Genomic DNA, 24411 nt, shown 5'->3' with positions numbered 1-24411 from the left:
CTCTAATCATGTTGTTGGAGGAAGTATCCAACGCCTCTACGTGTCACAATATATTCAGGGTGTGATGGATCATCTTCAATTTTTTCACGTAAACGACGAATCGTTACGTCCACTGTACGTACATCTCCAAAATAATCATAGCCCCACACAGTTTGTAATAAATGTTCACGTGTCATTACTTGACCCATATGTTTAGAAAGGTAATGGAACAACTCAAATTCACGGTGTGTTAACTCGATGTCATCACCACGTTTTTTAATAGAATATGCGTCTGGATAAATGACGATATCTTTAATTGAAATTTCGTTTGTTGCATCATTCACTTCTTGTGCTGGTTGAGAATAATGACGACGTAAGTTTGCTTTCACACGGGCAATTAATTCACGTGTACTAAATGGTTTCGTCACATAGTCATCCGCACCTAATTCTAATCCTAAAACTTTATCAATTTCAGAATCTTTTGCAGTTAACATAATGATTGGCATTTCGTATTTCTTACGTACTTCACGACAAACTTCCATGCCGTCTCTACCTGGTAACATGATATCTAATAGAACGATGTCTGGTTCTTCATCATAAATTAAATCTACTGCGTCGTTACCATCGTACGCGCAAAATACATCATATCCTTCTTTTTTAAGATTAAATTCTAAAATATCAGCAATTGGTTTTTCATCGTCGACTACCACAACTTTTCTAGCCATATATATAAACCTCATTTCTCAAAGTATAATTCTACCGTTCAACTTAGCTTCATTCGTAACGTTTGAGACCTTTCTCACGACTCAAACTATTGTGCATTGAGAGCACAGTAACTACTATATAATTTACCATTTATGAACGGTTCATTCTATTTTTGTATAAAAAATTATAGAATAATATTATATATAAGTTTACCACCAAAATTGTATATCACAAAATAAGTTGAACACTTTCAGTAACCTTTAAAAACTAAATGATATCTATTTCATTATTTTGTAATATAAAAATTTAGTATAAAAGTGATTAATTCAATGTTTTACATTTCTTTAGTTGCAGTGAAAGGATAAATGTTAAATTTCGATTGCCTATTGTCATAGAGTTGTAAAATGAGTGAATCGTAGCATGATGTGGTGGGAGATTAATTCATTTATCTATAATGAAGAATGATGTGCAGTGTTATAGAGTAGAATGACGAATAAGTTGATGAACGACTTTGCTAATCAATAAAAATAGACAAAAAAATGCCTACCCTCTTGGGTAGGCAATACGGTCTCGACGGGAATCGAACCCGCGATCTCCTGCGTGACAGGCAGGCGTGTTAACCGCTACACTACGAGACCTAAAAAATGGTGACTCCTACGGGACTCGAACCCGTGTTACCGCCGTGAAAGGGCGGTGTCTTAACCGCTTGACCAAGGAGCCGTTCTTAAGCACAAGATAGATTATAGCATAGCCGTTATTTACATGACAAGCTATTTTTTTACATAAATATAACATTATTTTTGAAATGTTAATAAAGGAGAAATATTGCTATAAAAGTGACGATAGACTTATGATTATTTGAAAATGACTTACTTGAATTGAATATGTGTATATACAATGGCATTGAATTGAAATGATTTAAACATGCTCCCTCATTACCACAAATTTTAATTGTTTATTTAAACAAGAAAAAACCGATTCGCTTTTATGGACGAATCGGTTTTTTTCAAAATATTAGAGTATAAAATTTATTGTTGTCTAACTTTTACCATAATTTTTCTAATAGGTTTGTTTGCTCACGGTCTGGACCAACTGAGAAGATTGAAATGTGTACGCCACATAATTCAGAAATACGTTCTAAATATTTACGTGCATTTTCAGGTAATTCTTCTAAACTGCGACAACCCGTAATATCTTCTGTCCAACCTGGTAACTCTTCGAAGATTGGTTTACAACGTTGTAATTGATCTAGGTTTGCAGGATATTCAGTAATTTTTTCACCGTCTAATTCATAAGCAGTACAAATTTTAACTGTATCTAAACCTGTTAAAACGTCAATTGAGTTGATAGATAAGTCTGTGATACCACTTACACGACGTGAATGACGTAATACTACTGAGTCGAACCAACCTACACGACGAGGACGTCCTGTTGTTGTACCATATTCACGACCAACTTCTCTAATATGATGTCCATCTTCATCAAATAATTCAGTAGGGAATGGGCCATCACCAACACGTGATGTATATGCTTTACAAACACCAATTACTTTAGACACGTAAGTTGGACCTACACCTGTACCTACAGTTACGTTACCTGCTACTGGGTTACTTGAAGTTACGAATGGGTATGTACCATGGTCGATATCTAACATAACACCTTGTGCACCTTCGAATAATACTTTCTCATCCGCAACAAATGCATCATCTAATATTTTAGGTGTATCTGTAACGAATTCTTTTAAACGTTGACCTGCAACGTAATATTCTTCAAACATATCTTCAAAGCTAGGGCAAGTTTCGTTAAACATACCTTTGAAATATGCTGATTTATATGCAATATTTTCTTTTAGACGTCTTTCGAAAGTTTCTTTTTCCATTAGGTCTCCCATACGGATACCAATTCGTTGTGCTTTATCTACGTATGCTGGGCCGATACCTTTTTTCGTTGTACCGATTTTATTATCACCACGAAGACGCTCTTCAAATTCGTCTTGTGCGATATGATAAGGTAAAATCACTTGCGCGCGGTTTGAAATACGTAAGTTATCTGTTGAGATACCACGTTCATTTAAACCGTCTAATTCTTTAAGTAATGCAACTGGATCTACAACTACACCATTACCGATTACTGCTAATTTATCTTTATAAAAGATACCTGATGGTACTAAATGTAATTTATATGTTTCTCCACCAAATTGAATGGTATGTCCTGCGTTATTACCACCTGAAAAACGTGCAATAACATCTGCTTGCTCTGCTAAGAAATCAGTAATTTTACCTTTACCTTCGTCTCCCCATTGAGTCCCAACTACTACGATTGATGACATATGAGCACCTCCAAATTTTTCTCATTTAACCATGAAGTATTTTACCAATATAAATACCATATTGCAAATAAAAATCGAACATTAATTTTGGGCAACATGATTTACCTTTTAAGAAAACATATAACCTTCAAAAGTCTGTTAAACCCTTCAAGCAAAGTATTTTAGAGTAATTAACTAAAAATTAATATACAAACTTATTCATAATATCAAGCTAAAAGACAAAATAAAAACCGTACAATAAAACTAAAATTAATTTTATTGTACGGAAATTTATTCGTAATATTTTTATCCCATTTCTGCATGAGCATAATCAATATCAGTAAATTTATTATATTGTTTCATGAAGTGTAGTTTCACGGTACCGGTTGGGCCGTTACGTTGTTTAGCGATGATGATTTCAATTTCACCATTATCATCATTAGTTTGTGGTTCAAAACTTGAATCATCGTCATCATCCTCATCTTCACCACGATTATAATAATCATCACGGTATAAGAAAGCGACGATATCAGCATCTTGCTCGATAGAACCTGATTCACGAATATCACTCATCATTGGTCGTTTATCTTGTCGTTGTTCCACACCACGTGATAACTGACTCAATGCGATAACTGGACATTCTAATTCACGAGCAATAGCTTTAAGCGTACGTGAGATTTCAGATACTTCTTGTTGACGGTTGTCTGAGAATCTTGAACCACTACCTTGTATTAATTGAAGATAGTCAATCACAATCATATCTAAACCGTGTTCTTGTTTAAGGCGACGGCATTTAGAACGTATATCATTGATTCGAATACCTGGCGTGTCATCGATAAATATTTTAGTTCGGGATAACTTACCGACTGCAATAGTAAATCTGTTCCAGTCTTCTTCCGTCATAGTACCAGTTCTCAAACGGTTAGAGTCGACATTACCTGAACTACAAATCATACGTGTAGCTAATTGGTCTGCCCCCATCTCTAGTGAGAAGATTCCAACAGTATATAAATCTTCATGTGTCGCTACCTTTTGTGCAATATTAAGCGCGAAGGCAGTCTTACCTACAGATGGACGTGCCGCTAATATAATCAAATCATTTCGGTTAAATCCTGCTGTCATTTGGTCTAAATCACGGTAGCCTGTTGGTATACCTGGTGTTTGACCACTATTTTGATCGAGTTCTTCCGCAGTTTCATACACTTTACCTAATACGTCTCTAATATCTTGAAAGCCATCACTCTCACGTGTGGATGACAGTTCTAAAATACGTCGTTCCGCATCACTTAAAATAGTATCTAATTCTAATTCATCATTATATCCATCATTAGCAATACTATCTGCAGTTTGAATTAACTTACGTTTAAGCGCGTGTTTGAATACGATATCCGTATAATACTGAACGTTTCTTGTAGTAGGTACGTTTGTAGATAATTCTGCAAGATATTGCGGACCACCCGCTTCACTTAAACTTCCTTCAGTTGTAAGTTGATCCATCAACGTCACAACATCAATTTCTTTGTTATCTTCATTTAAGTGCATCATCGCACGGAAAATGTGTTGATGGGCGCCTCTATAAAATGACTCAGGAAGTAACACTTCCTGAGTTGTATTAATCAATTCTGGATCAATAATAATGGCACCTAAGACAGATTGTTCGGCTTCGTTGCTATGTGGCATTTGATTTTGCTCGTACATATTATCCATTATTGATCACACCTCTATTTCAATCCATCTTATTGTTCTACTGTATGCACACGAATTGTACCTTCAACTTCTTTGTCTAATTTAACAGGTACGTTTGTATAACCTAAAGTGTGGATACCTTGTGGTAAATCCATTTTACGTTTATCAAGTTTAATATCATGTTGATCTTTAAGTGCTTGCGCAATTTGTTTCGTACTTACTGAACCAAATAATTTGCCGCCTTCACCAGTTTTAGCAGATACTTCAACTTCGATATTTGCTAATTTTTCTTTTAATGCTTTAGCATCTTCAATCTCTTGTTGTCTATCTGCTTCAGCACGTTTATTTTGTTGTTCTAATTGTTTTAAGTTACCAGGAGTCGCTTCTACAGCGTAATTATTTTTTAATAAGAAATTATTTGCATAACCTACTGGTACATCTTTAACTTCGCCTTTTTTACCTTTACCTTTAACATCTTGTGTAAAAATTACTTTCATGCGTTTTCACTCCTACTCATTTGTTCTGTTATAGCTTGTTGTAATTGTGCGATAGCCTCTTCAACTGAGACGCCTTTTAATTGAGTCGCTGCGTTAGTTAAGTGTCCACCGCCACCTAAGGCTTCCATAGTTAACTGAACGTTAACAGCACCTAATGAACGGGCAGATATACCAACTAAATTATCTTCACGTTTCGCGACTACATAAGAAGCTTCTATACCTTCTAAACTTAACAACTCATCGGCTGCTTGTGCAACTGTAACAGGATGATAAATCTTATCGTCAGATCCATGGGCAATTGCAACGCCATTATCTTGTACTTCTACTGTTCTAATTAATTCAGAACGATTAATGTACGTATCGACATCATCTTTTAAGAAGTGTTGCGTTAAGATTGTATCTGCACCATGAGCACGTAAATAGCTTGCCGCATCAAACGTTCTTGAACCTGTACGTAATGTGAAGTTACGTGTATCGACAATAATACCAGCATACATTACTGTTGATTCAAGTCTTGTTAAGCGTTGTTCTGTTGGTTGATATTCTAATAACTCTGTTACAAGTTCTGCTGTTGAACTTGCGTAAGGTTCCATATATACCAATAAAGGATTAGAAATAAAGCTTTCGCCTCGTCTATGGTGATCAATGACTACTTTACGGTTAGCTTTGTTTAATACATTTTCATCTAAGACCATTTCTGGTTTATGTGTATCAACGACAACGACTGTTGTTTTCGAAGTCATCATGTCCCATGCATCATCGGACGTAATGAAACGTTCTTTAAGTTCTGGTTTCTTATCAATTTCATCCATAACACGACGCAATGTTGGGTCGATATCTGATTCATTTAACACAACATATGATTCTAAGTTATTCATTAATGCAAATCTAGATACACCGATTGCTGCGCCTATAGCGTCTAAGTCTGGTCGTTTATGTCCCATAACGATAACTTTATCGCCTTCAGTTAAGATATCTTTTAATGCATGTGAGATAACTCGTGCTCTTACGCGTGTACGTTTTTCCATTGGGTCAGTCTTACCACCATAGAAACGCACGTTACCATTCATATTTTTAATAGCAACTTGGTCACCACCACGGCCTAATGCTAAGTCTAAGCCTGATTGTGATAATTCACCAAGGTCAATAAGATTTTCAGTACCTTCACCAACACCTATACTTAATGTAAGTTGGGCGCGGTAGCCGACACTTTTTTCACGTAATTGACTTAGAATATTGAAATTTGAGTTTTCAATTTCTGCTAAAATCTTTTGGTTTAAATATGCTACGAATTGATCTGAATTATAACGTTTAAAGAAGATACCATATTCTGAAGTCCATCTGCTGATTACTCGTGTAACCATAGAGTTAATTTCAGAACGTTGTGTATCGTTCATATTTTGCGTGATTTCATCGTAGTTATCTAAGAATAATGTCATGATAATTGGTTTAGAATCTTCATATAACTGATTAGTTTGTACCTCTTCTGTAATATTAAAGAAGTATAAACAATGTTCATTATCAGAATAACGTACTCTGAAATGATAATTTTCGTGTTCAATTTCAATTTCTTGAACTTTCTCTAATTGCTTTAAAATATTGGGAAATACTTCATTAACCGATTCTGAAATCACGTTTGTTGTTAGATGTTCAGACATAAATTGGTTAACCCATTCAATATGGTCATTTTCATCTAATACAATCATCCCGATTGGCAAGTGTTTAATTGCCTTATTACTACTCGTTGTAATATGGCCACTTAAATCATCCACGTAATTGTCCATTTTCATAAAAGCTTGTCTCAACAAGAATCCACTAGCAATTAACATCACTAGTAGTACCCCTGCCGCTATACCTGCGATAATTTGGTTAAATATAAACCAAACGATGACTAAAGCAATGGCTGTTAATGCCATTACAATAAAAGGTATGAGCAAAGCTTTTTTAGTGGATTGACGGTTCATTTTTCCACCTCTCATCACTTTTTATTATTATTGTTATTCATTAGTTGTTTTAAATTAATACATAAATCAATGACACCAATTAATCCTACAATGTGTGTCATAGGTGTTAATAATGTTCCTAAAATCATTAATATAACTGTTACTACATTCGGTAATCGTTTCGCTTTCCCGAAGAAATGAATGACGCTCATCCCTTGAATGTACATCACTAATGATAACACAACTTCAAAGTTCAAAACGATACTCTGGAAAGTATTTGGTTGAGTCGCAAACATCACGCAAATTAAATCAATAATATAGATTGTTAATAGCGTACGATTCATTTGCCAAGCAAATAATGGCTTGAATATAGGCGTCGCTACTTTGAATTTACGTAGGATTGGAAATGTTATAATCAGATTAATTAAAACGATAAGGAAAACGATAATAATGAGATAACTTGGGAGTTGGACCGTCATTTTGCGGATGCTTTCTTCAAGCATCTGTCTATAATCAGTATTTGCTCCACTTGTTAATAAAACGTTATGTACGGTTTCTTTAACAGGGTTAACTAATGCGGTTGCTCTTGGTATTTTTTCAAATACTTGTAATAACATGAATCCTATCAATGTCATTAAGCTTAGAGATACCGTTGTTACATATAAAATTCTTTCTTTTGTTGCTCTTTCCTTAAGTAATTGTCCAATGATTAAACTTGTTAAAATCACTAGAACCATGATACTTAAGACGAATGTATTACCTAATAAGGTTGTAATTATAACTGTTACTAAAGCACTAATTCCAAATGATTGAATAGATTTATTCCATAACACGACACCTGGGATTGTTGCAAATAAACATAAAATTAAGCCGAGAATAGGTAATACATGTGTTACTAAAGCTACTATCGCTAATACTAAAGTCCCTATAATAGTTGCTTTAGGTTGTATTTTTGAAAACACACACGCCACTCCCATACTTTTTTTGACTATAACTACTATTTTAACCTCTTTGAAAAAAATAAACAATAAAGTACTATAGTCATTTACGAAGGGTGATTTCTCGCATGCTTCCTATTAAAAATATTTATTCTAATTACTACTTCAAGTTAGTTAACTAACGTCTTATTTGTTTTAAATTTAAAAAGTAATATAGATTAGGTGCCCAAGTTTCAAAGTTTAGTAAAAAGCCATCATGTCCAATATTATCTGGTACGAAAATGTGACGATGATATTTAAATCGTTGCCCCGCAGCTAACACTTGATCGTCAGGGTATAATAAATCATCAATAAATCCCATTGTTAAGACTTTAGTATCTAGTGATTTGAACACTTCATCAACATCATCTCTACCTCTATCAATATTATGACTATCTAAGACATCTAGCAGTGTTAAATAGCATGATAAATCAAATGATTCTTTGAATTTATCTCCTTGATGTTGTTGGTAATTGACAACTTCTTCTGGAGTGAATCGCTGATCATAACTTTTCGAAGAACGATAGGTTAAGAATCCTAATTGACGAGCAATACTTAAACCTTCCTTGCCTCCGATATGAATGGCTTGTCTTGCAATTTCATTAAATGCTCGACTATATGATGACGTTTTTTCAGTAGCGGCTAGTATGACCGCTTTATTCACAGGAAAACGTTGATTATAAAGAAATTCTAACGCTTGCATACCACCTAAGCTTCCACCAATCAATATATCAATTTTATTAAATCCTAATGCTGCCATCCCTTTTTCAAGGGCACGAACTATATCTCTTAATGTTAAATGATTAGGAAAGTGCTTATCGTTAAATTTTGAACTTGAACCAAACGGACTGCCAATGACGTTAAATGTTAAAAATTGATAATCATTAATTGGCATATATCCACCATCAATAATTTCACGCCACCAACCTGGATTGTCATTAGTACCATATGTTAAATGATTACCAGTTAGCGCATGACAGACCAGTACTAATGGTTGTCCAGGATAACCTACATGTTCATATCTTAGTTTCAAATCTTGTATTGTTTCTCCTGACTCAGTCGTGAATTCGCCTAAATGTAATGTATCAACAATATAATTCGACATATATCAATCCATCCTCCTTTAAATAAAAAAGCTTCTTACTCTTTGAAAAGTAAGAAGCAGTTCAGTACTTATCATTCGAGTAATCGTTGGTTTTAGCACCGTACTCTTAATATTTGTAGCCGGTTGCTGAAGCGTCTACGGGCCAAGTCCCTCAACTTCTCTGAATAAGGTTTTATGATTAAGTTTTTAAGAAAAACGATAATTATCAAAATATTCTAATTACTTAAAGTTTAACTAACTCGAATTTGAAATTCAATATGATACGAAGGAAATGTTAAATAAAATATCTTAAAATCGCTATAAAGGCAACACCACCTAAAATAGTCCAAGTTAGACTTCTCGTTAAAATTGCTAAAAGTACTGTAGGTATAAGAGCAATAATGAATGGAATATTTAAAGTGTATCCTACACTACCCTCATGTTGTTGAATGATGCCGTCTAAAACGAGTGCTGTAAAAAGTGTAATAGGAATAAATGAAAGCCATCGTATCACAACATCTGGCAAACTAACTCGTGAAATCATCATAAATGGAATAATTCTAACCAATAGTGTAACTACACCACATAATATGATTACAACTAACATATGCGTATCTGTCATCATCTATCCATCACCACCCCAAGTGCAGAAGCGACCACTGCTGAAATAATAATCGCTACATATGATGGCATAACAAAGCTTAACGCTAGCATCATCACAATAACGAATAAAATTAAAACAAGATAAATATTAATTTTAGATTTCTTAACCGATTCAAATTGAGCGATACCTAAGAAGACGAACATAGCAGTAATAGCAAAGTCTAATCCTAACATTTCTGGGTTTGAAATATATTTTCCAAAGAGCGCCCCAACCACACATGAAAATGTCCAAAATAAATATGCAGTAATATTTAATCCATGTAACCATCGATCATTAATTGATTCTCCCTTTAAATACGGCGTGATGGCAACACCAAATGTTTCATCGGTTACGAGTGACCCTAAACCAACTCTATTCCATAAACTATAAGATTTATAATTGGGCGCTAAAGTCATACTCAATAGAAACATGCGTGAATTCACAATAAATGTTGTTAATACTATCGCAGTTATAGGTGTACCTGCAATTACTAAAGCACAAATAATAAATTGAGCAGCACCTGCATAAATAATTAAACAAAGTAAAATAATTTCTAACAAACTAAACTTTTGAGATGCGGCAACAATTCCAAACGAAATACCTACGCCTGCATATCCAAATAAAGTTGGAATACATTCTTTCACGCCTTGTCTAAATGTGAGATGTGTCATATATGTATGTGTCGCCCCCTTTTTCATTCTATTTATAAGATCGTAAATAATAAATTCAAGTCTAATATACAATTCACAAAACGGCAATATTTTTAGACTACTGTATGTGTGACGTTAGACAAACTTCCGTTTAAAATCGTTGTCATTACAACGTTTAATATATGACAGAATTTTCAATAAATATTTAGACTTACCTACATATAATTACGGATATTTATTAATTTAATGCTCCCCCTACCCCACTTCATATATAAAATGGCATAAAAAAATACGTGGCAATGATGGCTCTTCATTACCACGCATGTTTACTATTTATTCGCAAACAATCTTATTATTTAGTTGGCTTTTGAATGTGAGTTTTACCACCCATGAATGGTACTAAGGCTTCAGGGATTGTTACAGTACCATCTTCATTTTGGTAGTTCTCAACGATTGCTGCGAATGTACGACCTACAGCTAAACCACTACCATTTAACGTATGCGCTAATTCAGGTTTAGCTGCATTATCACGTTTGAAACGGATATTTGCACGACGTGCTTGGAAATCAGTACAGTTTGAGCAAGAACTAATTTCTTTGTAATCATTGTAGCTTGGTAACCATACTTCTAAGTCATATGTTTTACTAGCACTGAATCCGATATCTCCAGTACAAAGAATCACACGACGGTATGGTAAACCTAATTCTTCTAAGATAGCTTCAGCGTTTGATGTCATTTCTTCTAAAGCATCCCAAGAATCTTCAGGTTTTTCGAAACGTACCATTTCAACTTTATCGAATTGGTGTAAACGAATTAAACCTCTTGTATCTCTACCAGCTGAACCCGCTTCACTACGGAAACATGCAGATTGTCCAGTGAATTTTTCAGGTAATACGCCTGGTTGAATAATTTCATCACGGTAGAAGTTAGTTAAAGGTACTTCAGCAGTTGGGATTGTGTATAATCCTTCTTTTTCTACTTTAAATAAGTCTTCTTCGAATTTAGGTAATTGTCCTGTACCAAACATAGTATCAGAGTTAACTAATTGAGGAACCATCATTTCAGTGTAACCATGTTGAGTTGTATGTTTAGTAATCATATAGTTCATTAAAGCACGTTCTAATTGTGCGCCATCTCTTGTTAAGTATACGAAACGTGCACCAGAGATTTTAGCAGCACGATCAAAATCAGCCATTTTAAGATCTTCTACGATATCCCAGTGAGCTTTAGCTTCAAAATCAAATTCACGTGGTGTACCCCATTTTTTAACTTCAATATTTTCTTCATCTGAATCACCTTGAGGTACATCATCATTGATAAGGTTAGGAATACGGACAAGAATATCAGTCATTTTATTATCAATTTCATTTAATTGTGTATCATATTCTTTAATATCATCACCTAATTGACGCATTTCAGCAATAACGTCATCAGCGTTTTCTTTATTACGTTTCTTCTGAGCAATTTCTTCACTTACTTTATTACGTTGTGCTTTCATTTCTTCTGTCTTGCTAATTAAAGTACGACGTTTTTCGTCTAATTCTAATACTTCATCGACTACTTTAGGGTCGTCTCCTCTTAATTCAATTTTGCTCTTAACTCTATCTGGCTCAGTTCTAAAAAGTTTAATATCTAACATGAAACCTTCATCCTTTCCCATTTCCTATAATTTATATTTAGCGTGACAATTATGTATAAAAGCATACAAAAAGACCACGCCCCAACAAGGGACGTGGTCTACGCGTTGCCACCCTATTTAACAAACAAAGAAAATATCTAACAAAGATATTACTTTATCTGCACTTAACTAAAATAACGGTTATTCACCGGTTGTTCACTATATGTAGGTAGATTCACATTAAAGTGGATTACTTGTTCTCACTAACCACAAGCTCTCTGAAATCCATCATTAATACTACTTGGCCTACGAACAATGTTTTATTAACTTACTCACAATATAGCAAAGTTTTTTGTAATTTTCAAGTTATTTTAAAATTCAATAATTTTATTTAACTGATCTTAATGATATGCACTATCTTTTAGATACTGGGATACAGCTTCTATGTCTTTATGGAATTGTCTGTCTTGTTTAATAGATGGCACAATATTTCTAAATTCGTCATATTTAGCACGTGTTTTTGGTGATAATCCTTCTATACCTTTAAGTTCGACAGCTTGTAAGGCAATAATACATTCAATTGCAATAACTCTTCTCGCATTTTCAATCATTTGATAACCATGTCTTGAGGCGATAGTTCCCATTGAAACATGGTCTTCTTGGTTAGCTGAAGAAGGGATAGAATCTACACTTGCTGGATGAGCTAATGTTTTATTTTCTGAAACTAAACTTGCTGCTGCATATTGCATAATCATCGCACCACTTTGTAATCCAGGCTCTGGACTTAAAAATGCTGGTAAATCTCCATTAAGTTGTGGATTAACTAAACGTTCAACACGTCGCTCAGAAACGTTTGCTAGTTCGCTCACACCTAGTTTTAAATGATCTAAAGCAAATGCAATCGGTTGGCCATGGAAATTACCTCCAGAAATAACTGTAGTTTCACCATCTTCTTCAAATATAAGAGGATTATCATTAGCGGCATTCATTTCAAACTCTAACTTTTCTTTTACATAATTAAACACTTGATAGCTAGCGCCATGAATTTGTGGAATGCAACGTAAAGAGTATGCATCTTGAACGCGAATTTCAGCTTGTCTTGTCGTTAATTGAGAATCTGATAACCAGTCACTCATACGTGCAGCTACATCAACCTGTTCTTGACTATTTCTAACGGTATGCACTCTATGGTCATATGCATCAATGATACCGTTTAATGCTTGGTGCGTTAATGAAGCAACCCATTCTGCTTGGTATCCTAAATCTTCCGCTTCTATATAGTTGATAACGCCTTGAGCTGTCATAGCTTGTGTTCCATTGATTAAAGCTAATCCTTCTTTTGCTTGTAAATGTAATGGTGTTCTTCCTAATTCATTTAAGACATACCGATTGTCTACTTCTTCATTTTTATAATATACAAGACCTTCACCGATAAGCGCTAACGCTAAATGAGATAAAGGCGCTAAGTCACCAGAAGCTCCTAATGAACCTTGTTGCGGAATCACAGGTATAATGCGTTCATTGATAAAATATTGTAATTGATCAACTAATTCTAATGTTACACCGGAATGTCCTTTCAATAATGTATTTAAACGTAAAATCATCATAACAAGCGATACTTCTTCAGAGAAGGGTTCACCCATACCACATGCATGTGAACGTATTAAATTGACTTGTAAATCATTATATTGCGTAGAATCAATACGCACATCACTAAATAGACCGAAACCAGTTGTAATACCATAAATCGTTTCATTATTATTAATAATTCCTTCTACTACACTTCTACTTTTTTTAACTCTTTCTAATGCTTCTTCTGTAATTTCAATTTTTAAATCTTGGTGTAATAATTGTTTGATATCTTCAATCGTTAAAGCATCTCCATTTAAAAATAAAGTCATAGAAACAGCTCCCTTTTTGTAGAATTAAAACTTCTATCAGTAAAAAGTATACGTTTTCATTTTTACATAAACAATACCTTTTATAATTTTTGTATTACATTACCAATTTAATTATTTAATACGCTAAAATATTTTAATTTTGGTGTATGAGGTAGACTGTGATATTTCTTAAATACCTATTGACGAAAGTCTATTACAGGTATAGTATTTTCTATTGTATTTGAAATGAGTAAGCCTTTTTCATAAGTAAATGTATTAGGCTACAACTATATATTAATTAAAAATTTGAACCCGGTAAGTACTGTTAAATCAAATAGATAATACCGGTAAAAGGAGGTTTAGGTAGATGGAAACTTTAGATACGGTTAATATCCCCAAAAGAAAAGAAGATACTCATAAAGGCGATTACGGTAAAATTCTATTAATTGGTGGCTCTGCCAATTTAGGCGGTGCAATTATGTTAGCGGCACGTGCATGTGTATTTAGTGGTAGTGGATTAATCACTGTTGCGACGCATCCAACAAACCATGCAGCATTACATTCTAGATGTCCAGAAGCCATGGTAATTGATATTAATGACACTAAGATGCTTACTAAAATGATAGAAATGACTGATAGTATCTTAATTGGTCCAGGACTTGGCGTAGACTTTAAAGGGAATAATGCGATTACTTTCCTACTACAAAATATTCAACCTCATCAGAATTTAATCGTCGATGGTGATGCAATTACTATCTTTAGTAAACTTAAACCTCAATTACCATCATGTCGTGTTATCTTCACGCCTCATCAAAAGGAATGGGAACGATTAAGTGGTATTCCAATTGATGAACAAACATATGAACGTAACCGTGAAGCGGTAAATCAATTAGGAGCTACAGTGGTACTTAAAAAGCATGGTACTGAGATATTCTTTAGAAATGAAGATTATAAATTAGCTATCGGTAGTCCAGCAATGGCTACTGGTGGTATGGGTGATACACTAGCTGGTATGATTACTAGTTTTGTAGGACAATTTGATAGTATTAAAGAAGCGGTAATGAGTGCCACATATACACATAGTTATATTGGCGAAAAGTTATCAGAAAAGATGTATGTGGTACCACCATCTCGTTTAATTAATGAAATCCCATTTGCTATGAAGCAATTAGAAGAATAGGATATAAGATATTTCTTAAAGTCCTATTTCAATCATATATAACACAAAATAAGACTTCCCTTATTATAGGGAAGTCTTATTTTTAGTCTATATTTTAATTTTATTCTTCTTCATTATCTTCGTCTGAATCATTTTCAATGTCTTCATTGACACGATCCATAAAGTCTTGTCTTACATCGATACGTTCATCGTTATCTGAATTATCTTGTTCTTCGTCAGTAACTTCTGTTTGAATAGCTTGACCAGGTGCGCCACCTTCAATGACTTCTTCATTGCTAGGTCCAGTTTGATCATTTTGAGTACTTTCTTCGTTCTCATCTTCTACATCTGCTTCGTCTTCTTGTTTTACTTTAGCAACTGTAGAAACGAATTGTTCGTTACCTAAACGCATAAGTCTAACACCCTGTGCAGAACGTCCATTTTGAGAAATATCATGTACATCAAGACGAATGATCACACCTGCGTTTGTTACAACCATTAAGTCTTCTTCACCTGTTACTGTAGTAATACATACGATATTACCATTACGTTCTGTAATCGTTGCAGTTTTAATACCTTTACCACCACGATTAGATAATCGGTATTCACTAACTGGTGTACGTTTACCGTAACCATTTTCAGTAACAACTAACACTTCGTCTTCGCTATTAGCATGAGCAACATCTAAGCCAACAACTTCATCACCTTCACGTAAGGTAATACCTTTCACACCTGCTGCTGTACGACCAAGTGGACGTAACGCTTTTTCAGAGAAGCGAATTAATGATGCATGTGCTGTACCGATGAGGATATCTTCTTCACCATCTGTCAGTCTAACCGCAATTAACTCATCATCTTCTTTAAAGTTAATCGCAATTTTACCGTTTTTGTTAATACGAGAGAAATTACTTAATGATGAACGTTTAACGATACCTTTACGTGTAGCAAACACTAAGTAGTTATCTTCTCTTTCTAGGTCTTTAACAGCTATCATTGTACTAATACTTTCATCATTTTCAAGTTCAATGGCATTCACAATTGGAATACCTTTAGATTGACGAGAAAGTTCTGGTACTTCATAGCCTTTAAGTTTGTATACGCGTCCTTTATTTGTAAAGAATAAGACGTTATCGTGTGTACTTAACGTAACCAATTGACTCACGAAGTCTTCTTCTAAAGTATTCATACCTTGTACACCACGACCGCCACGGTTTTGTGCACGATATGTAGATACAGGGAGACGTTTAATATAGTTATTATGACTTAGAGTAATAACAATTTGTTCTTCTGGGATTAAGTCTTCATCTTCAATGTCATCTAAGCCACCAAGTTGAATTTCTGTACGACGTTCGTCACCATAACGTTCTTTAACTTCTGTTAATTCGTCACGAACTAATTGTAATAACACTTCTTCGTCCGCTAGAATAGCTTCTAATTCATCGATATATGCTAATAAATCATTATATTCTGATTCAATTTTGTCTCTTTCTAAACCAGTCAGACGTCTTAAACGCATGTCTAAAATGGCTTGTGCTTGTCGCTCAGACAATTTAAATCGTTCTTGCAAGCTTTCCATTGCGACTTTATCTGTTTCAGATTCACGAATCGTCGTAATAATTTCATCGATATGATCTAGCGCTATACGTAAACCTTCTAAAATATGCGCACGATCTTTGGCTTTTCTTAAATTATATTCAGTACGTCTACGTACGACTGTTTTTTGATGTTCTAAGTAGTGTACTAATGCTTCTTTAAGATTGATTAGTTTAGGTCTGCCATTAACTAGGGCAATCATATTCACACCAAATGATGTTTGTAATGGTGTTTGTTTATATAAGTTATTTAATATAACGCTAGCATTTGCATCTTTACGAATATCAATAACAACTCTTACACCTGTACGTAAACTTGTTTCATCACGTAAATCAGTAATACCATCGATTTTCTTATCACGAACAAGTTCAGCAATTTTCTCTATCATACGTGCCTTGTTTACTTGGAAAGGTATTTCTGTAACTACGATACGTTGACGACCGCCACCGCGTTCTTCGATTTCAGCACGTGAACGCATTTGTATAGAACCTCTACCTGTTTCATAAGCACGTCTAATACCACTTTTACCTAAGATAAGACCTGCAGTAGGAAAATCAGGACCTTGGATATCTTCCATTAATTCGCTAATAGAGATGTCTGGATTCTTACTTAAACTTAAGACACCATCAATGACTTCAGTTAAATTATGTGGTGGTATATTTGTTGCCATACCAACCGCGATACCTGCAGCACCGTTTACTAATAAGTTAGGGAAACGAGCAGGTAAGACTGACGGCTCTCTTTCATTACCATCATAGTTATCAATAAAATCAATTGTATCTTTATTGATGTCACGTAAAAGTTCTAAAGTGATTTTAGTCATACGTGCTTCGGTATAACGCATGGCAGCAGCTCCATCACCATCCATAGAACCAAAGTTACCTTGTCCATCAACTAATGGATAACGATAACTGAATTCTTGTGCCATTCTTACCATTGCTTCATAAATTGATGAGTCACCATGGGGGTGATATTTACCCATTACGTCCCCAACAATACGTGCTGATTTTTTATAAGATTTGTCTGGTGTCATACCTTGTTCATTTAATCCGTATAAAATACGACGATGAACTGGTTTCAATCCGTCTCTGACGTCTGGCAATGCACGAGAAACGATAACACTCATTGCATAGTCTAAAAATGATTCGCGCATTTCATTGGTTATATTTCGTTCATTAATTCTTGATTGAGGTAATTCAGCCATCAAGAGATCCTCCTTCAAAAGTTCAGTTCATTTCTACTTAGAAATCTAGGTTGGCATAGACTGCGTTATCTTCGATAAATTGTCTACGATTTTCAACAACATCTCCCATTAACATTTCAAATGTTTGGTCGGCATCAATCGCATCTTCTAAAGATACTTGAAGCATTGCACGATGTTCTGGATTCATTGTTGTTTCCCATAATTGATCAGCGTTCATTTCACCAAGACCTTTGTAACGTGCAATTGACCATTTAGGTGTTGGATTCAATTCTTCTTTTAATTTATCTAATTCTCTCTCGTTAAAGACGTAATATTTTTGTTTACCTTGTGTTAATTTAAACAATGGCGGTTGTGCAATGTATACATAGCCCGCTTCTATAAGTGGTCTCATAAAACGATAGAAGAATGTTAATAATAATGTTCTAATATGCGCACCGTCTACATCGGCATCTGTCATAATAATAATTTTATGATAACGTGCTTTTGAAATATCAAATTCTCCGCCAATACCTGTACCAAATGCAGTAATCATAGAACGAATTTCATTGTTATTTAAAATACGATCTAAACGTGCTTTTTCAACGTTAAGGATTTTACCTCTTAATGGCAATATTGCTTGTGTACTTGAGTCACGTCCTGATTTTGTAGACCCACCGGCAGAGTCACCTTCGACAATAAATATTTCACTTTCTTCTGGGTTTTTACTTGAACAATCAGCAAGTTTACCAGGTAAACTTGAAATTTCTAAAGCTGATTTACGACGTGTGACTTCACGTGCTTTTTTAGCTGCTACACGCGCACGAGATGCCATAATACCTTTTTCAACAATAATTCTAGCCACATTAGGATTTTCATATAAGAAACGTTCAAAGTATTCAGCAAATAATTTGTCTACTACTTGACGAACTTCTGAGTTACCTAATTTCGTTTTAGTTTGACCTTCGAATTGAGGATCACCATGTTTGATAGAAACGATAGCTGTTAAACCTTCACGTGTATCCTCACCTGAAAGTCTATCTTTATCTTCTTTGATAATTTTACTATTCATACCATAACTGTTTAGTACACGTGTTAATGCTCGTTTGAAACCATCTTCATGTGTACCACCTTCATACGTATGAATGTTATTAGCATATGTTAATAGGTTAGTTGCGTAGCCTTTATTATATTGCATCGCAATTTCTACTTCGATATCGTCTTTAGATTGATGAATATAAATTGGCTCGCCGTGAATCGGTTCTTTATTTTCATTTAGCATTTCTACGTAAGACTTAATACCACCTTCATAGTGATATGAATCTTGTCTAATTTCATCTTCATCACGTTCGTCAGTTAAAGTGATTTGAATTCCTTTGTTTAAGAAAGCTAATTCACGAATACGTTGTTGTAATGTTTCATAGTTGTAAACAGTTGTCTCAGTAAAGATACTACTATCTGCTTTAAAGCGAATGACTGTACCTGTCTTATCAGTGCTACCAACTTCTTTTAGATCAAATTGTGGTACACCTTTTTTATAAGCTTGGTGGTAAACTGTTTCGTTACGATGTACATATACTTCTAAGTCTTCTGATAAGGCGTTTACTACAGATGACCCAACACCATGTAAACCACCTGAGACTTTATATCCACCGCCACCGAATTTACCTCCGGCGTGAAGTACAGTTAAGATAACTTCAACTGCTGGGCGTCCCATTTTCTCTTGAATATCAACTGGAATCCCACGTCCATTGTCAGTAACTTTAATCCAATTATCTTTTTCAATTGTTACGTTAATTTCATCAGCATAACCTGCTAACGCTTCGTCAATACTATTATCAACAATTTCCCATACTAAGTGGTGCAATCCTCTTTCTGAAGTTGAACCGATATACATACCGGGTCGTTTACGAACCGCTTCCAGTCCTTCTAGTACTTGGATCTGGCCAGCACCATAATTATCATTGTTGTTTACATCTGACAATGTATTCACCATCACTTTCTGTTACTTTATAATTTCACCTTGATTAATACGGTATAACTTAGCGTTATTCATGATTTCATGATCAATACCGTCTACGGATGTCGTAGTTACAAATGTCTGTACTTTATGTTGAATTGTGCTTAATAAATGTGTTTGTCGAGAATCATCTAGCTCACTTAACACATCATCTAATAATAAAATTGGATATTCTCCAACTTCTATATTCATTAATTCAATTTCTGCTAGCTTAATAGACAATGCAGTTGTTCTCTGCTGTCCTTGTGACCCATATGTTTGTGCATCCATGCCATTAACATTGAAACCTAAGTCATCACGATGAGGTCCAAACAGGCTTACACCGCGGTCTTTTTCTCTTTGAAGATTGTCATTAAGTAATGCCAACACTTCTTCAAGCATTTCTGATTCCGATCGGTCGTGATTGCTTATTTTCAAACTTGGTAAATATTTGAGCGCTAATTGCTCACGCTCGTTTGTAATACCTGCATGTATGGGTTGAGCTAATTGTTCTAATTCTTTAATAAAATGTTCTCGACGTAACGTTACCTTCAACGCATACTCTGCAAATTGCTCATTTAAGACTTCTAGCATAGTTGTGTCAGTCTTATTTCCAATTTGTAATTGTTTAAGGTAATTATTCTTTTGTTTTAAAATACGTTGATATTGAGAAAGATCGTTTAGATAGACAGCTGAAATTTGTCCCAACTCCATGTCTATAAAACGACGACGTACTAGAGGTGCTCCTTTAACGATGTTTAAATCTTCTGGTGCAAAAAGCACCACATTTAGATGTCCGATATATTGTGTTAGTCGGCTTTGCTCTAAGTGGTTAACTTTAACTTGCTTACCTCTTTTAGTAATAAACATCGTTAGTGGCATTGTGCCATGTCTATAATTTAGCTCACCTTCTATTTTAGCATACTCAGAATCAAAACGTATGAGTTCCTTATCATTTGAAGTTCTATGGCTTTTTGCCAAAGCTAAAGTGTAAATTGATTCAAGGAGATTCGTCTTTCCTTGTGCATTCTCGCCAATGAGAATATTCACTACAGGATGACAATCGATTGTAACTTCTTCATAGTTACGATAGTTTTCCAATTGGAGTGTATTTAGTTTCATTGTTCACCTTGGTGAATGATTAAAAAGGCACCTGTATCTTCAGGTAATTCAAGTATATCGATACGGTCATGATGTTCTAATTTTTTGCCACGTCTTACTTCACGTTGCCCATTGATTAAAACTTCGAAATCTTGTAAGAACCATTTCGCTTGTCCACCTGATTCAATAATACCTTCTGTTTTCAGAAATTGACCTAAAGTAATGTCACCTTCTACAACAACTTCTTGAATCAAATTCATCACTCCATTTCTTTTTATGTCATTAATATATTATACCTGTTTTGCGCTTAAATTTCATGTAAAACAAAGAAAGTAAACGTTTACTTAATGTGATAATTTTCTATTTTTATTTTTAAAGCACATTTTAATACGATTTTCGAGAGTTACATTATCATTTTTTAATTTTAAAGGCGATATTTGCTTCGTTTTTTCTGAAACGATAAAATTCCTCCTAAAAATTTTTCCTTAAGCTTATACAGAGGCTCACATACTTTAAAACTCAAATAAAATAAAAAAGCTGAGACAAATATTTGTGTCTCAGCTTTTTTCCTTTTGATCTATAACATATTTTAGTAAGTACGAATCGGTAATATAAGTTGTGTTACTGAATCGTCATCTTTTGGTTTTAAGATAAATGGTTTCATCGTACCAAAGAATTCAACTTCAACTTCATCATTATCAATGGCTTTTAAAGCATCCATCATATATTTTGAGTTGAAAGAAATTTTAAGATTTCCACCTTCAACATCAGTTGCTGTCACTTCTTCTTTAACAGTACCGATTTCTGGAGATGTTGAAGACAATTCAACTAATTCGTTTCCAGTACTTAACTTGATAACATTATTGCCACCTTCTCTGGCTAATAATGATGCACGATCAATTGCGTGATAGAACTCACTGTTGTTAATACCTAACTTAATTTCATAGTTCTCAGGGAACAAACGAGTTGTATCAGGATAATGACCTTCAAGTAAACGAGAAATGAAATTGACATGTCCCACTCTGAATAACACTTGGTTAGATGCAAAGAAAATATCAATATCTTCGTCAGTGTCACTCATAATTTTATTTAATTCAGATAATGCTTTACCTGGAATGATGACATTTTTGTTTTCAGATGTATCTTCTAATTTCAACTTTCTTACAGCCAAGCGGTGTGAGTCAGTTGCTGTGCATATTAATTCATTATCTTGTATAAGCCAGTTCACACCAGTTAATACTGGGCGTGTTTCTGAGGTGGACACTGCAAAATTCGTTTGTGCAATGATATTTTTTAATACTTTTACAGATAATTGAATTGCATCGTCTCTAGATACTTCAGGTAATAATGGATATTGATCTGGATCTAAACCACTTAAGTTAAATTCAGAATGACCTGATGTAATTAGCGTTTGGAATTGTTCATTAGTAGATAATTTAACGTCTTTTCCTGGTAACTTTTTGATAATATCAACGAAGAAACGACCAGGAAGTACGACTGAACCAGTTTCTGATATATCTACAATATCTTCACCATCTACTTGTTTAGGGATTGAGATTTCAATTGAGATTTCAGAATCTGAACCAGTTAAGATGACTTCATTATCTTTAGCATCGATTTTAATACCTGTAAGTATAGGTAATGTAGTTCTTGGTGAAATAGCTTTTAGTGTATCGTTTAATTGATTAATAAAATAATCTCTTTTAATAGTGAATTCCATCATTAAAATTTAAACTCCTTCCAGTCGTTTATATATAATTATATAGGTTTTAAATTCATAGTAATAGTAGTAGGGCTTGTGAATTAGTGGATAAGTGACATTAAGTCTGACGTGCCAAAGTTACACACATGTGGATAAAGTGTGTATACTGTGTACACCTTTTCAACATTGTCCACAATCCACAAGTTGATTATCTCTGTTAGCTTTATAAAAGAAAAAATAAGCGAAATAAAATATTCGATGTAATTATTCCCTTTTAGAGTTAAATTCAATCTTAAATTATAGCTGTATTATAACAGCTTAATATTTAAAATTATTTCCCAACTATTGATTTCTAAATTCTTTCTCTAAATTCTCTACTTCTTGTTTGAATGTTGGATCTGCTTTAATATCATTTACAATTTTTTCGTGAGCGTGAATCACAGTAGTATGATCACGACCGCCGAACTCTTCCCCAATCTTAGGTAATGAGAAATCTGTTAGTTCTCTTGAAAGATACATCGCGATTTGTCTTGGATAGGCAATGGATTTAGTACGTTTTTTAGCACTAAAGTCTTCAATACGTACATTGTAGTATTGACCTACCACTTTCTGAATATCTTGAATTGTAATCTTTTTAGATTTAGGTGCTTGAATAATATCTTTTAAAGCTTCAGCAGCTAATTCAGTTGTTATTGGTTTACCTTGAAGTTGTGAATAAGCCAACAAACGTGTTAGCGCACCCTCGAGTTCACGAATATTGGATTGAATTTGATTAGCAATATAATTTAGAGATTCCATTGGTATATCTAAATTTTCTTCTTCTATCTTTTTCTGTAAAATAGCCATTCGTGTTTCGTAGTCTGGTGGTGTGATATCCACGATTAAACCCCACTCGAAACGTGAACGAAGTCTATCTGATAGTTTAGAGATTTCTTTAGGTGGGCGATCGCTTGAAATAACTATTTGTTTACTATTATTATGTAGCTCATTAAATGTATGGAAAAATTCCTCTTGGGTTTGTTCCTTATTTTGGATGAACTGAATATCGTCGATTAATAATACGTCGATATTACGGTATTTCTCTCTAAATGCATCACCTTGATTATCACGAATAGATTTAATAAATTCATTCGTAAATTTCTCACTAGATGTATAAATCACATTAGCATTAGGATTATTACTTAAAACATGATGCCCAATCGCATGCATAAGATGGGTCTTTCCTAATCCAACTCCACCATAAATAAATAAAGGATTATATGCTTCTGCTGGTGCTTCAGCTACGGCTAAACTTGCTGCGTGTGGGAAGCGGTTGCCTGGACCAATAACAAATGTATCAAACGTATTATGTGTATTAAATTGTTCGATACCACCTGGGTTTTCAACATTATGTGAAGTTGTTTGTTCTTTAGTAGAAGTTGGTTCAGGTTGTTTTTGATCTGGGTTCATATATTTAGACAATTCTTCTTCAGTTATAAAATGTGGTTTAACCTCATAACCAATGACGTCATATATGATGCTTTGCATAATCTCACTATATTTTTGATTTAGCCAACTCGCATTAAATGATTCACTTACTAATACGATGGCTTCGTCATTTTGGAGTGAATAGAGTTGCGTATCTTTTACGAAGGTATCAAAGCTTATTTTTGAAATTCGTTCTTTGGCAAGATCTAATACTTTTTCCCAAATTTCTTTTTCAGACAT

Annotated in this window: 18 protein-coding genes, 2 tRNA genes, 1 riboswitch and 1 other annotated feature; of the genes, 1 reads left to right on the top strand and 19 read right to left on the bottom strand. The window is 34.3% G+C overall.

Going from position 1 to position 24411, the window contains the following annotated elements; genetic code table 11:
* Positions 1–2: 2 nt before the first annotated feature.
* From yycF to hutH, 13 genes are all read right to left on the bottom strand, one after another.
* Positions 3–704 carry a response regulator YycF gene (gene yycF / locus NSQ15_RS00100; protein WP_017636740.1) on the bottom strand — a complete coding sequence of 234 codons (702 nt, stop codon included), beginning with the start codon at positions 702–704 and terminating at the stop codon, positions 3–5.
* Between the two features lie 545 nt (positions 705–1249).
* A tRNA-Asp gene (locus NSQ15_RS00095) sits at positions 1250–1322 on the bottom strand.
* A gap of 7 nt (positions 1323–1329) precedes the next feature.
* Positions 1330–1404 (bottom strand) — tRNA-Glu (locus tag NSQ15_RS00090).
* Positions 1405–1729: 325 nt separating this feature from the next.
* Positions 1730–3013 (bottom strand): adenylosuccinate synthase, encoded by a 1284-nt coding sequence (locus NSQ15_RS00085; RefSeq protein WP_154873873.1) that lies wholly within the window; start codon positions 3011–3013, stop codon positions 1730–1732.
* Positions 3014–3298: 285 nt separating this feature from the next.
* Positions 3299–4699, bottom strand: coding sequence for a replicative DNA helicase (gene dnaB, locus NSQ15_RS00080; RefSeq protein ID WP_017636738.1), 1401 nt, complete (start codon positions 4697–4699; stop codon positions 3299–3301).
* Positions 4700–4728: 29 nt separating this feature from the next.
* Positions 4729–5175, bottom strand: coding sequence for a 50S ribosomal protein L9 (rplI, locus tag NSQ15_RS00075; RefSeq protein ID WP_017636737.1), 447 nt, complete (start codon positions 5173–5175; stop codon positions 4729–4731).
* Positions 5172–7139 (bottom strand): DHH family phosphoesterase, encoded by a 1968-nt coding sequence (locus tag NSQ15_RS00070; RefSeq protein ID WP_070451759.1) that lies wholly within the window; start codon positions 7137–7139, stop codon positions 5172–5174. Before NSQ15_RS00070 ends, rplI begins: the two co-directional genes overlap by 4 nt.
* Before the next feature lie 14 nt (positions 7140–7153).
* A complete protein-coding gene (locus tag NSQ15_RS00065) occupies positions 7154–8095 on the bottom strand; it encodes a YybS family protein (protein ID WP_340746857.1) in 942 nt (313 codons plus the stop codon).
* Between the two features lie 139 nt (positions 8096–8234).
* A complete protein-coding gene (gene metX, locus NSQ15_RS00060) occupies positions 8235–9200 on the bottom strand; it encodes a homoserine O-acetyltransferase MetX (protein ID WP_070451761.1) in 966 nt (321 codons plus the stop codon).
* Between the two features lie 65 nt (positions 9201–9265).
* Positions 9266–9371: riboswitch (SAM riboswitch) on the bottom strand.
* 103 nt (positions 9372–9474) lie between these two features.
* Entirely contained in the window at positions 9475–9804 is a 330-nt protein-coding gene (locus NSQ15_RS00055; RefSeq protein WP_154873871.1) for an AzlD domain-containing protein, read from the bottom strand.
* Positions 9801–10493: an AzlC family ABC transporter permease gene (locus tag NSQ15_RS00050; RefSeq protein WP_029056646.1), complete on the bottom strand. Its 693-nt coding sequence runs from the start codon at positions 10491–10493 to the stop codon at positions 9801–9803. The genes NSQ15_RS00055 and NSQ15_RS00050 overlap by 4 nt, the downstream gene beginning before the upstream one ends.
* Positions 10494–10824: 331 nt before the next feature.
* On the bottom strand, positions 10825–12111 hold the full coding sequence (gene serS / locus NSQ15_RS00045; protein WP_017636731.1) for a serine--tRNA ligase: 1287 nt from the start codon (positions 12109–12111) through the stop codon (positions 10825–10827).
* Positions 12112–12195: 84 nt separating this feature from the next.
* Positions 12196–12413: a binding site (T-box leader), on the bottom strand.
* Between the two features lie 78 nt (positions 12414–12491).
* Entirely contained in the window at positions 12492–13991 is a 1500-nt protein-coding gene (gene hutH, locus NSQ15_RS00040; RefSeq protein ID WP_154873869.1) for a histidine ammonia-lyase, read from the bottom strand.
* A 346-nt stretch (positions 13992–14337) separates the two neighbouring features.
* On the opposite strand from hutH, the gene NSQ15_RS00035 reads away from it, so the two are divergent.
* A complete protein-coding gene (locus NSQ15_RS00035) occupies positions 14338–15150 on the top strand; it encodes an NAD(P)H-hydrate dehydratase (protein WP_017636729.1) in 813 nt (270 codons plus the stop codon).
* A 100-nt stretch (positions 15151–15250) separates the two neighbouring features.
* On the opposite strand, the gene gyrA is transcribed toward NSQ15_RS00035, so the two are convergent.
* From gyrA to dnaA, 6 genes are all read right to left on the bottom strand, one after another.
* Positions 15251–17926: a DNA gyrase subunit A gene (gyrA, locus tag NSQ15_RS00030; RefSeq protein ID WP_029056644.1), complete on the bottom strand. Its 2676-nt coding sequence runs from the start codon at positions 17924–17926 to the stop codon at positions 15251–15253.
* 37 nt (positions 17927–17963) lie between these two features.
* Positions 17964–19898 carry a DNA topoisomerase (ATP-hydrolyzing) subunit B gene (gyrB, locus tag NSQ15_RS00025; RefSeq protein WP_340746856.1) on the bottom strand — a complete coding sequence of 645 codons (1935 nt, stop codon included), beginning with the start codon at positions 19896–19898 and terminating at the stop codon, positions 17964–17966.
* Between the two features lie 9 nt (positions 19899–19907).
* Entirely contained in the window at positions 19908–21023 is a 1116-nt protein-coding gene (gene recF, locus NSQ15_RS00020; protein ID WP_340746855.1) for a DNA replication/repair protein RecF, read from the bottom strand.
* Positions 21020–21265, bottom strand: coding sequence for a S4 domain-containing protein YaaA (gene yaaA / locus NSQ15_RS00015; protein WP_176745273.1), 246 nt, complete (start codon positions 21263–21265; stop codon positions 21020–21022). Before yaaA ends, recF begins: the two co-directional genes overlap by 4 nt.
* Before the next feature lie 326 nt (positions 21266–21591).
* Positions 21592–22725: a DNA polymerase III subunit beta gene (dnaN, locus tag NSQ15_RS00010; RefSeq protein WP_340746854.1), complete on the bottom strand. Its 1134-nt coding sequence runs from the start codon at positions 22723–22725 to the stop codon at positions 21592–21594.
* A 321-nt stretch (positions 22726–23046) separates the two neighbouring features.
* On the bottom strand, positions 23047–24411 hold a 1365-nt coding region (gene dnaA, locus NSQ15_RS00005; protein ID WP_154873867.1), incomplete at its 5' end, for a chromosomal replication initiator protein DnaA.

Origin of the sequence: Staphylococcus sp. FSL W8-0774 (assembly GCF_038006785.1) — a bacterium.
Lineage (GTDB): Bacteria > Bacillota > Bacilli > Staphylococcales > Staphylococcaceae > Staphylococcus > Staphylococcus pasteuri.
The sequence above is the reverse complement of the archived record's forward strand: the minus strand, read 5'-3'. Positions and strand labels throughout refer to the sequence as shown.

Excerpts from the sequence above, each read along its gene's own strand:
- metX (WP_070451761.1), bottom strand. The coding sequence starts at position 9,200 with ATGTCGAATTATATTGTTGATACATTACATTTAGGCGAATTCACGACT.
- recF (WP_340746855.1), bottom strand. The coding sequence starts at position 21,023 with ATGAAACTAAATACACTCCAATTGGAAAACTATCGTAACTATGAAGAA.
- NSQ15_RS00065 (WP_340746857.1), bottom strand. The coding sequence starts at position 8,095 with ATGGGAGTGGCGTGTGTGTTTTCAAAAATACAACCTAAAGCAACTATT.
- NSQ15_RS00035 (WP_017636729.1), top strand. The coding sequence starts at position 14,338 with ATGGAAACTTTAGATACGGTTAATATCCCCAAAAGAAAAGAAGATACT.
- dnaB (WP_017636738.1), bottom strand. The coding sequence starts at position 4,699 with ATGGATAATATGTACGAGCAAAATCAAATGCCACATAGCAACGAAGCC.
- serS (WP_017636731.1), bottom strand. The coding sequence starts at position 12,111 with ATGTTAGATATTAAACTTTTTAGAACTGAGCCAGATAGAGTTAAGAGC.
- gyrB (WP_340746856.1), bottom strand. The coding sequence starts at position 19,898 with ATGGTGAATACATTGTCAGATGTAAACAACAATGATAATTATGGTGCT.
- NSQ15_RS00070 (WP_070451759.1), bottom strand. The coding sequence starts at position 7,139 with ATGAACCGTCAATCCACTAAAAAAGCTTTGCTCATACCTTTTATTGTA.
- rplI (WP_017636737.1), bottom strand. The coding sequence starts at position 5,175 with ATGAAAGTAATTTTTACACAAGATGTTAAAGGTAAAGGTAAAAAAGGC.
- NSQ15_RS00050 (WP_029056646.1), bottom strand. The coding sequence starts at position 10,493 with ATGACACATCTCACATTTAGACAAGGCGTGAAAGAATGTATTCCAACT.
- dnaN (WP_340746854.1), bottom strand. The coding sequence starts at position 22,725 with ATGATGGAATTCACTATTAAAAGAGATTATTTTATTAATCAATTAAAC.
- gyrA (WP_029056644.1), bottom strand. The coding sequence starts at position 17,926 with ATGGCTGAATTACCTCAATCAAGAATTAATGAACGAAATATAACCAAT.
- NSQ15_RS00055 (WP_154873871.1), bottom strand. The coding sequence starts at position 9,804 with ATGATGACAGATACGCATATGTTAGTTGTAATCATATTATGTGGTGTA.
- hutH (WP_154873869.1), bottom strand. The coding sequence starts at position 13,991 with ATGACTTTATTTTTAAATGGAGATGCTTTAACGATTGAAGATATCAAA.
- NSQ15_RS00085 (WP_154873873.1), bottom strand. The coding sequence starts at position 3,013 with ATGTCATCAATCGTAGTAGTTGGGACTCAATGGGGAGACGAAGGTAAA.
- yycF (WP_017636740.1), bottom strand. The coding sequence starts at position 704 with ATGGCTAGAAAAGTTGTGGTAGTCGACGATGAAAAACCAATTGCTGAT.